The 9,726-nt window shown below is 68.6% G+C and carries 8 protein-coding genes and 1 pseudogene; 3 read left to right on the forward strand and 6 right to left on the reverse strand.

What is annotated here, in order from left to right; all coding sequences use genetic code 11:
- Positions 1–8: 8 nt before the first annotated feature.
- Positions 9–278, reverse strand: coding sequence for an acyl carrier protein (locus F603_RS0124085; protein ID WP_026328680.1), 270 nt, complete (start codon positions 276–278; stop codon positions 9–11).
- Between the two features lie 584 nt (positions 279–862).
- Here F603_RS0124085 and F603_RS32765 point away from each other — a divergent pair.
- The 3 genes from F603_RS32765 to F603_RS0124100 are packed head-to-tail and all read left to right on the forward strand — an operon-like array spanning position 863 to position 4,888.
- Positions 863–2,200, forward strand: a complete 1,338-nt coding sequence (locus F603_RS32765) for a cation:proton antiporter domain-containing protein (RefSeq protein ID WP_019548504.1) — start codon at positions 863–865, stop codon at positions 2,198–2,200.
- Between the two features lie 58 nt (positions 2,201–2,258).
- Positions 2,259–3,386: an acyl-CoA dehydrogenase family protein gene (locus tag F603_RS0124095; protein WP_019548505.1), complete on the forward strand. Its 1,128-nt coding sequence runs from the start codon at positions 2,259–2,261 to the stop codon at positions 3,384–3,386.
- On the forward strand, positions 3,383–4,888 hold the full coding sequence (locus tag F603_RS0124100) for an amino acid adenylation domain-containing protein (protein ID WP_019548506.1): 1,506 nt from the start codon (positions 3,383–3,385) through the stop codon (positions 4,886–4,888). The genes F603_RS0124095 and F603_RS0124100 overlap by 4 nt, the downstream gene beginning before the upstream one ends.
- A 143-nt stretch (positions 4,889–5,031) precedes the next feature.
- Here the strand turns inward: F603_RS0124100 and F603_RS0124105 are convergent, their stop codons facing one another.
- The 5 genes and pseudogenes from F603_RS0124105 to F603_RS0124125 all read right to left on the reverse strand — a co-directional run.
- The gene (locus F603_RS0124105; RefSeq protein ID WP_037956746.1) at positions 5,032–5,715 is read right to left on the reverse strand and encodes a LuxR C-terminal-related transcriptional regulator; all 684 of its coding nucleotides are present in this window, start codon (positions 5,713–5,715) and stop codon (positions 5,032–5,034) included.
- A gap of 194 nt (positions 5,716–5,909) precedes the next feature.
- A pseudogene (locus F603_RS36605) lies at positions 5,910–6,022 on the reverse strand (IS5/IS1182 family transposase); the annotation flags it as partial.
- Positions 6,013–6,990 (reverse strand): 3-oxoacyl-ACP synthase III family protein, encoded by a 978-nt coding sequence (locus tag F603_RS0124115; protein ID WP_019548509.1) that lies wholly within the window; start codon positions 6,988–6,990, stop codon positions 6,013–6,015. The gene F603_RS0124115 and the pseudogene F603_RS36605, both read right to left, overlap by 10 nt.
- 541 nt (positions 6,991–7,531) lie before the next feature.
- A complete protein-coding gene (locus tag F603_RS0124120; protein ID WP_037956752.1) occupies positions 7,532–9,271 on the reverse strand; it encodes a 3-hydroxyacyl-CoA dehydrogenase family protein in 1,740 nt (579 codons plus the stop codon).
- A gap of 79 nt (positions 9,272–9,350) precedes the next feature.
- On the reverse strand, positions 9,351–9,726 hold a 376-nt coding region (locus F603_RS0124125; protein ID WP_026328682.1), incomplete at its 5' end, for a zinc-binding dehydrogenase.

Here is a 9,726-nt window from a genome sequence, read left to right on the forward strand (position 1 = left end):
TTCGGTCTTCAGATGCGGGCGTGCGGATCGCCGTCGAGTTCCAGCACCAGGTCCGTGATGCTGTCCAGATTCCGGAAGTGCGCGCCGACGACCTTCTCCGCCGGAACGTAGAGGCCGTACGACTCACGTATGTGGCCGACCAGTTGGGCCGTCATCAAGGAGGTGAGAATTCCCCACTCGAGCAGGGGCGTCTCGTCGGTCAGCTCGATCGCCGTGTCCCTCAGGACCTCGGTCTCCAGATATTCCTTCAACTGCGCCAGCACTGCGGTTTTTTCCACGTCTGCTCCCAGTGAGTGCTGCTCCCGGTCCCCGGGAGGCTGTCCGTTACAGGTGACGCATCGCGTGCCGGTACGTTCCGCAGCTCCCTGCGGAGTACGCCCGGACCGTGATGCCGAGCACGACAGCGGCCGTGGGGCCGCTCAGCGCCGGACTTCGGCTCGGAGTGGACGCTACGCAACCCTGCCTGGGCGGAGCTTCACCCGAGCTGAGGACGTGGGCTACCGAATTCCGGTGGCCGCCGTAGCCACTCCGACCGGTGCACCGGCCGGAATGTCGTCTGAAAGGACGAGGCCACATCGTTCGGGAGGGCCCCAGGGTCAGCTCCTGCGGCTGAGGATTCGGCGTGCGCCCCGGCATACAGTCGAAAACGCCGCAGAGGGCTTGCCCTTCCGTTTCAGGCGCACGCAGTCCTCTCCGCGAGTCACCACTCCGGCTCTTCCGTCACAGAATCCGCCTGCGCATCCTCGCGGCGGCTTCTCCTCACAGGAAAGGGGGGCACTTTCCCGTGCCTCATCCCCCACCCGCCGGGGGATCCGGCGGGCGTCGCCGACCCCGGGGTCTGTTACTCACCTACGTCCTCACCGTGGTGCTTCCGGCCCTCGGTGTCGCCATTCTGCTGATGCATGTCTCCGCATCGTTTTCGGGCAGCTCCGACGCAGGATCGCCCGACAGAACCAGCACCACAACCACCACGGCCGCTTTCCTGGTATCGCTGGTCGTCATCGTTCTCGCCGCCCGGACCTTCGGCAGCATCGCCGTACGGTTCGGACAGCCGCGGGTGATCGGTGAGATCCTCGCCGGAATCGCGTTGGGACCCTCGCTGCTCGGCCTTGTACCGGGAGCGGAGGAGGCGCTTTTCCCGGAGCGCGTCACCCCGTATCTCGACACGCTGTCACAGCTCGGCCTTGTGCTGTTCATGTTCCTCGTCGGCGCCGAGCTCGACGTGCACCGCCTGCGGGGCACAGCGAAAATCACGCTCGTGCTGGGGCATGCCGGCATCGTCATACCGGGCGCGCTCGCCGCCTTGCTGGCAGTGGTGCTGTACCCGCACTACGCGCCCTCCGGGACCGGGCAACTTGTCTTCGTCCTCTTCTTCGGGCTGGCGCTGAGCGTCACCGCGTTCCCCGTACTGGCAAGGTTCCTCACCGACCGGAACATGCAGAATTCCGCAGTGGGAACACTGGCGCTGGCAGCCGCCGCGGTCGCCGACGTGACCGCCTGGTGCCTGCTGGCGATCGTCATCTCCATCCAGGGCAACGACCCCTGGCACTCCGCCCGAACCATCGGGCTGTCGATGCTTTTCGTCCTGGTGATGGTGGTATTCGTACGCCCGGCCCTGCGCCGCCTGATGGCGGCCCGAATCCCGGACTCGGCACTGCTCGTCGCACTGGTCTGCGGCGCGCTGGTGGCCGCGCTCACCACCGAGCTGATCGGCGTGCACACCATCTTCGGGGCGTTCCTTTTCGGGGCGGTCCTGCAGCACGACTCACCCCGGCTGCACGAGGTGACGCAAAAACTGGAAACCTTCTGCCTGTCGCTGCTGCTTCCGGTCTTCTTCACCCAGATGGGACTGGAATTCCGTCTCTTCGACATCGAATGGAGCGCCGCGATGTGGGGGCTGTGCCTCACCATCATCGGCGTGGCGACGCTCGGAAAACTGGGCGGCTCGACCGTCACGCTCCGAATGTGCGGGCGGCCGTGGCGCGAGGCGGCCACCGTGGGGGCCCTCACGAACTGCCGCGGTCTCACGGAACTGGTGGTTCTCAACGTAGGACTTCAACTCGGAATTCTGGACCTGACGTTGTTCACCCTGTTGGTGATCATGGCGATCGTGGCGACCGTGCTCACCGGTCCCCTTGTGAACATCTTGTACCGCGAAGAGCCGGTTCCCGCTCCCGAACCACATGTTCCGGCCCGCTGACACCGCGGCCGACACAGGATTCGCTGCAAACCTTGAAATCCCCCTCAGGAGAAATGTGATGGAATTCGAATTCGACGAAGAACAGCTCAAACTGATCGACGGTGTGGCACGGACCGTGCGCGGCTGGACCGCGTCCCCTGACGAATTCTTCACCCTGGAACGCTGGCGCGAGTGCGGCGCACTGGGGCTCCTCGGCCTCTCCGTTCCCGAGGAACTCGGTGGCGGCGGGCATTCCGCGGTCACCACAGCAGCGCTGGTGGAATCGTTCGCGAGCCATCACGACGACATGGGCCTGGTGTTCGCCGCCTCGGCGCACCTCTTCGCGTGTGTGATGCCGATCGTCGAGCACGGCGGCTCCGGGCTACGAGAGAGAACCGTGCCCAAGCTCGTGTCCGGCGCATGGGTCGGCGCGAACGCGATCAGTGAGAGCGGCGCAGGATCGGACGTGACCGCGTTGGAGACCACCGCTGTCCGCGACGGCGATCACTACGTGCTCAACGGACGCAAGAGCTTCGTGTCCAACGGTCCGGTCGCCGACCAGTTCTGCGTCTACGCGATGACCGACCCGGCCGCCAGGCACCTCGGCGTCAGCGCTTTCGTCGTTCCCCGGGACGCGCCGGGGCTCACGGTGGGCTCCCCGTTCGGCAAGCTGGGGCTTTCCGGCTGCCCCGCCGGAACCGTGGAGTTCACCGACTGCCGGGTACCGGCGGCGAACCTGATCGGTGTGGAGGGCCAGGGGGCGGCGATATTCCAGAGTTCGATGCGCTGGGAACGTAGCTGCCTTCTCGCCGGCTACCTCGGCCTCCTGCGGCGCCTCGTGGACCGCTGCGTCGCACACGTCCGCCAACGGCACCAGTTCGGCAGGGCTCTCGCCGCCAACCAGTCCCTCGTGCACCGCATCGTGGAGATGCGCACCAGCCTGGACGTCTCACGACTGCTGCTCTACCGGGCCTGCTGGGAGATGGACCAGGGCGACTCCGCCACGCTCTCCGTCGCGATGGCGAAGCTGACCGTCAGCGAGTCGGTGGTGGCGGCGGCCAACGAGGCCGTGCAGCTATTCGGCGGCGACGGCTACCGGACCGAGGCGGGCATCGAACGCGCCCTGAGGGATGCCATGCCCAGCCGTATCTTCTCGGGCACCTCCGAGATCCAACGGGAGCTCATCGCAAAGGAGATGGGACTGTGAAGACCGTCGACCGCCTGCTGACCGCCGCCGCCCGGAACACCCCACACGCCCTCGCGGTCGCCGACAGCACGCTGGAGCTCAGCTATCGCGAACTCGACGCGCACACCGACCGCGTGGCACGCGGCCTGGCCGCGCACGGCATCGGGACAGGCGACCGGGTCGTCGTCTGGGCCGAGAAGTCCGTGACGACGGTCGTGGTGATGCAGGCCGTGCTCCGCCTGGGCGCGGCCTACGTACCCGTCGACCCGCTGAACCCGGCCGACCGGACGTGGAAGATCATCGAGGACTCGGACGCCGCGCTCACGGTCACCACCGAGTGCCGGGCCGCACAGCTCGCCACCGCCGACGGCGCCCCGCCGCTCGCGGTCGTCGACCCGGCCGGAAACGATCTCGGCCGCGCCGCGTTCCCCGCCTCCGCCTCCGCCGCACCACTGCCGGGGCCGGGGACCACACCGGACTCCCTGGCCTGGATTCTCTACACCTCCGGCTCGACCGGGTCGCCCAAGGGCGTGTGCATCAGCCACCGGAACGCGCTGGCCTTCGTCGAATGGGCGGCGGCCGAGCTGGAGGCCGTTCCCGAGGACCGGTTCGCCAACCACGCGGCCTTCCACTTCGACCTCTCCGTGCTCGATCTCTACGTCGCCCAGCACGCGGGCGCGTCCGTGCATCTGATCCCCCAGGACCTCGCGTTCGCTCCCCAACTGCTCGTGCGGTTCCTGCACGAGCGGGAGATCACCGTCTGGTACTCGGTGCCGTCGGTCCTGATCCTGATGGCACGAAACGGCGGGCTGTTCGACCGGCGGCCGGAACGGCTGCGCGCGGTGCTGTTCGCCGGGGAGCCCTATCCGATCAAGCATCTGCGGACGCTGCGACGGCAGTGGGACGACATCCGGATGCTCAATCTCTACGGCCCGACGGAGACCAACGTCTGCACCGCGTACGAGGTACGCCACACCGACGTCGACCGGGAGCGGGCCGTCCCGATCGGCACCGCCTGCTCCGGCAACCGGGTCTGGGCGGAGGACGAGACGGGCAGGGCCGTCGGGCCCGGCGAGGAGGGCGAACTCGTCGTCGACGGCCCCACGGTGATGCTCGGGTACTTCGGCCGCGAGCCGCAGAAGGGGCCCTATCACACGGGTGACCGGGTACGGCACGAGAAGGACGACACCTTCGGCTACCTCGGCCGCAACGACGACATGGTCAAGGTCGGCGGGGTCCGCATGGAGCTCGGTGAGATCGAGACCGCCCTCGCCAGCCACCCGGAAGTGAGCGAAGTCGCCGTCGCGGTGGAGGGAAGCGGCGTCGAGGCGAGGCTGGTGGCGTTCGTCGTGCCGACCACCGGGCCGGCGCCCTCGGTCCTGGACCTGAAGCGGCACTGCGCCGAACGGCTGCCGCGCAGCATGGTCGTGGGCGCCGTACGGGAGACCGCCGAGCTCCCGCGCAACGGCAACGGCAAGGTGGACCGCAGACGGCTCGACGGAGAGCTGAACCCCGGGGAGTAGGGAGCAGCCCGCTGCCCGCGGGGCGGCGGGCACCGGGCCGTCGCCCCACCTCCGGGTCCCGTGTCCGGGCTCGCCCCACCCCTCGGCTGTCGCACGCGGGCCGCTGCTGCCGGACCGGCTGCCGTCGCCGGGCGGGCGCGTCATCAGCGGCTCCCGCTGGGCCTGCCCGCCCCGACGAGGCCGATCTCATAGGCGAAGATCACCGCGTTGACCCGGCTTCGCATGCCGAGTTTGGTGAGGATGTGCTGCACATGGGACTTGGCGGTGCTCTCGCTCAACGACAGGGAGGCGGAGATCTCCACGTTGGTCATCCCCTCCGCGATCAGATGGAGTACCTCCAGCTCCCGTGCCGTGAGGATGTCGAGCACCGTGGTGTCCCGGACCCCGGCCGTGGTGGCGCCCAGATCGCGGCGGAGCTGCGTCTGCTCGTCCGACGGGGCCACCACCAGGTATCCGGCAGCCGCGATGCGGATGCCCGCGACCATGGCCTGCACCGTGAGGCTGTTCAGCAGCACGCCGTAGGCGCCGGCTGCGAGAGCTCCGGAGACCGCTGTGTCGGTTTCATTGGCCAGTACGAGGACGACCGGCTGTTTTCCGCCGCAGCGTTCCAGTGTCGAGCGTGTGATCGTCGCCGGGCAGATCGCCCTGGCCTGGGAATCTACGATCACTACGTCCGGCCGCAGGGTGGTGACCAGGCGTACGGTCTGCTCTTCGTCGTCGGCCTCGCCGACGATCTCGATCCCCTCCTGCTGGTTGAGCATCCCGCACAGTGCCGACCGCGCCAGATGCCGGTCGTCCACCACCACAACGGTGTGCTTACCACTCACACGTCCCCCGTCCGTCCTCGATGCGCGGTTGTCTGCACCGCAGCACCCCACTCGGAAATTCACTCGGTGCGGAAAATAGTCAGCGAGGCGGCGACGTGACTCAAATCTTCCTCAAGAACTTCATCCCGAGGCGTGGAAGCGCAGGTCACAGAGGTGAAGTGGACGGATGAAGATTTTCCGGCCCCGGACTGGTGCAAGTGCAGAGCGAGGAGGACGGCGCGACGACGCCGGTGATGCGGGTGGTGCTGCACCGGAGTTTCCGGAGCAGACGCCTGCCCTTGAGGGTCCTGTGAACCCCTACCACTCGACCAGGGCAAGTCCGGCGGACATGCCGCCGCCGAACCCGGCCATGAGGACCAGATCACCGCGGTGCAGCGCGCCTTGGCGGGCAGCCGCGTCCAGGGTGACCGGGACCGAGGCGGCCCCGGTGTTGCCGTAGTGCGTCAGGGTCCGGTGCACGGTGGCGCGGGGCAGAGCGAGCCGGGGCATGAGGTCGTCCAGCAGCACGCCGTTGGCCTGGTGCGGGATGAAGTGGCTGATGTCGTCCGGTGCGACACCCACCTCGTGAAGGAACTGCTTGACCAGGTGAGGCAGGTACTCCTCGACGAAGCGGCGCACCTCGCGGCCGTCCATGGCGAAGTAGTGCAGCCCGGCCTGAAGGCTCTCCGGGCCCACCGGCAGCCGGCTTCCTCCCGCGGGAACCTGGATCAGGGACGACTGTTCCCCGAACGTGTGCAGTGAGACGTCACGGATGACCGGCCCCCCGGAGGCCGGTCCCACCACCCACGCCCCGGCGGCGTCCCCGAACAGGATGACCGTTCTGCGATCGGCCGGGTCCAGGATGCGCGAGTAGACGTCGGCACCGATGACGAGCGCATGGCCGCCCTTCCTGGCCACCATCGCCTCGGCCGCCGCCAGTGCGTACAGCGAGCCGGAGCACACGGCGTTGACGTCGAAAGCCGCGGCCTCCACAGCGCCGAGGTTGTGCTGGACGTAGGCAGCGGCAGGCGGCTGGGGACGGTCCGGCGTGGAGGTGGCGACCACGATCAGCGACAGCCGCGCGGCGGTGATGCCCGCCGAGGTGAGCGCGGCCCGGGCCGCTGCGGTGGCCAGGTCCGAGGTGGCCTGGTCGGCCGCTGCCCAACGGCGTTCCCGGATCGCGGTCTTGCGCGTGATCCAACTGTCGTCGACACCGGCGGCCGCACCGACTTCGTCATTGGAGACGATGCTCTGGGGCACATAGGTACCGGTGCCGAGAATCGCGACGGCGGTCATGTGGCTGTCCAATCTTCGAGTCTGCCCGTTGGTCGGTGGTGACGCCGGGTGTCTATGGAGCTGGGGGATGCGGTGGCCAGGGGCCGAAGCCGGCACGGCCGTGCGTCTGTCGCGTGATCTGTTTCGCCCTGGTGTCGGCGCCTTGGGTCCGGCCGTTCACCGCGGGAACGGCCGGACTCCGCAGCAGACGCAGCGCAGTGGAGCGTGTGACAGGTGCGGTAAGGACTCGGCGAGGCGGGCGGCAGCCCGGCCGCACAGCTCTCTTGCCGCCTGGGACAACGGCCCAGTCAGGCGCGTGATGCGGCGGTGTCGCTCCGGCAGCCCGGAGACCCGTGCCCTGAAGGTCTGCCGCCGCAGTCCAGGAACGAGCGGACCAGGCGCCGCGCCCGTATGCGGATCACGCCCGGCGCCCGTCCACCTGCACGTCGCCACCGTCCGACGGTGATACCCGTGCGCTTCGCATCCCGGGGCCGGGCCATGACCACCACCGCGTCACCACCGACGACGGCACAGCCCCGTTGACCTACAGTCCCGGTTCGGGTCACAGCCCGCGTCTCGGTGCAGGCAGAAAGCCCTGGCCGCTCTTACGTCCCCAATGCCCCTGGGCCACGAGCTGTTCGAGCATCGGGGAAGGCGCGTAGGCGGGGTCGGAGAACTCCTCGTGGAGCCTTTGCAGAATGGCGAGGGACACATCCAGACCGATGGTGTCCAGGAGCGCGAACGGCCCCACCGGAAAGCCGACACAGCGCTCGACAGCCGCGTCCGTCTCTGCCACGCCCGTTCCGGGCCGGTCAAGCAGCCGGATCGCGTCGGCCAGGTAGGGAAAGAGCAGGTAGTTGACGATGAATCCCGCCCGGTCCGGGCACTCGACCGAGGTCTTCCCGAGCCGGGCGCAGAGGGACCGCGCGGTCGCCAGAGCCCCGTTCCCGGTCATCGGCGTCCGCACCAGTTCGACCAGGCGCATCGCGGGAGCCGGATTGAAGAAGTGCAGCCCCAGCACGTCACCCTGGCGTCCGGACGCCTCGGCGCAGGCAGTGACGGAGAGGCTGGAGGTGGTGGTGGCCAGCAGGGCGCCCGGTCGGCACACCTCGCCCAACCGCGCGAAGACCTCCTTTTTCACCGCGAGTTCTTCGGCGGTGGCCTCGATCACCACGTCGCAATCGGCCAGCACGGCGACATCGTCGGCGCCCTCGACACGGGCCAGGGCCGACGCCTTGGTCTCGGGAGAGATCCGGCCCCTCCGCACCGCCTTGGTCAGCGAAGTCTCGACGGACTCCCGTGCCGACTCCACCTTGCCCCGGCTCCTCGCCACCAGAATCGTCGGCAGCCCGGCGACGGCGGTGACCTCGGCGATGCCCCGCGCCATGGTGCCGGAGCCGACTATCCCGACCCGTTGCACGGGCGAGCTCTCCGCGTCGGCAGCGGGCGGTGCCGATGTCTGCGATGACGCACCGAGGTCGTCGTAGTGGTGGAAACCCTGCCCGGTCTTCCGTCCGAGGGTCCCGCCCCGCACCAGCTCCCCGAGGAGCGAGGCGGGGCGGAAGGCCTCGTTCCCTGTCCGTGCGTGGAGCTCGGACAGGGCCGCGTGCGCCTGGTCGAGGCCCATCTCGTCCAGCAGCTTCAGCGGGCCGACGGGCAGGCCGCAGCCGAGCCGCATGGCGGTGTCGACATCGTCCTGAGAGGCGTACCCCTGCTCCACCAGCGCCACAGCCCGGTTGAGATACGCGTAAACCAGCGTGGCCGCGTCCTCGGCCGGTCCCGCGCCGATGGCAGTGGGAGTCAGCCCGGCTCCGGTCACCAGCTCGGACACGGTGGAGAGCGCGTCCGAGCTGGTGACCTCTGTCGGCACCGGCTCGACGGAAGCCCCGTGCGTCGGCGGCCTGAGCAGCCGGAGCCCCAGCGTCCGGTTCGGACGGCGGGAGGCCACAGCGAGGCGGTGGAGCGGAAGCGAGGCGGTGGCGGTGACGAACACGGTGTGGTCCGGGCAGATTTCGTCGAGCCGGCGCAACAGCTCGGCCTTGCCCGCCAGGTCCTCGGACGTCGCCTCGAACACCACGTCCGCCCGCTCCAGCGCCGACAGTTCGGGGGTCAGCGTCGCGCCGCTGTCGTCCCAGCCTGCCTCCGCCGAGACCGCCTTCAGCCGCCGGCCCACCCGGGCCAGCACGTCGAAACTGCGCTCGACTCCGATCACTTCGTGGCCTGCGGTGCGCACCAGACCGAGTAGCGGTTCGCCGACGGACCCCAGCCCGACGACGCCCACCACGAATGGTTTCTGACTCATATCTCTCCTTCGCTGTGTGGGACGACGAACGGTGAAGAGGACAGCCGGAGTACCGACGGACGGAGCGGCACGGCCACGCTCACTTATCCGTCTCGCGGAACCGGTTGATGGCGTCGATGTGTTGGGCGCGTTTTTCTTGGTTGCGTATGCCGAGGCCTTCTTGGGGGGCGAGGGCGAGGATGCCGACTTTGCCTTGGTGGAGGTTGCGTTGGACGTCGTGGGCGGCTTGGCCGGTTTCTTCGAGTGGGTAGGTTTTGGAGAGGGGGGGGGGGATTTTGCCTTTGGCGATGAGGCGGTTTGCTTCCCAGGCTTCGCGGTAGTTGGCGAAGTGTGAGCCGATGATGCGTTTGAGGGACATCCACAGGTAGCGGTTGTCGTAGGTGTGTTGGTAGCCGGAGGTGGAGGCGCAGGTGACGATGGTGCCGCCCTTGCGGGTGACGTAGACGCTGGCGCCG

Origin of the sequence: Streptomyces sulphureus DSM 40104, assembly GCF_000381025.1 — a bacterium.
Classification (GTDB): Bacteria; Actinomycetota; Actinomycetes; order Streptomycetales; family Streptomycetaceae; genus Streptomyces; species Streptomyces sulphureus.

Coding starts and splice junctions, on each gene's coding strand:
- F603_RS0124095 (WP_019548505.1), top strand. CDS start 2,259: ATGGAATTCGAATTCGACGAAGAACAGCTCAAACTGATCGACGGTGTG.
- F603_RS0124115 (WP_019548509.1), bottom strand. CDS start 6,990: ATGACCGCCGTCGCGATTCTCGGCACCGGTACCTATGTGCCCCAGAGC.
- F603_RS0124120 (WP_037956752.1), bottom strand. CDS start 9,271: ATGAGTCAGAAACCATTCGTGGTGGGCGTCGTCGGGCTGGGGTCCGTC.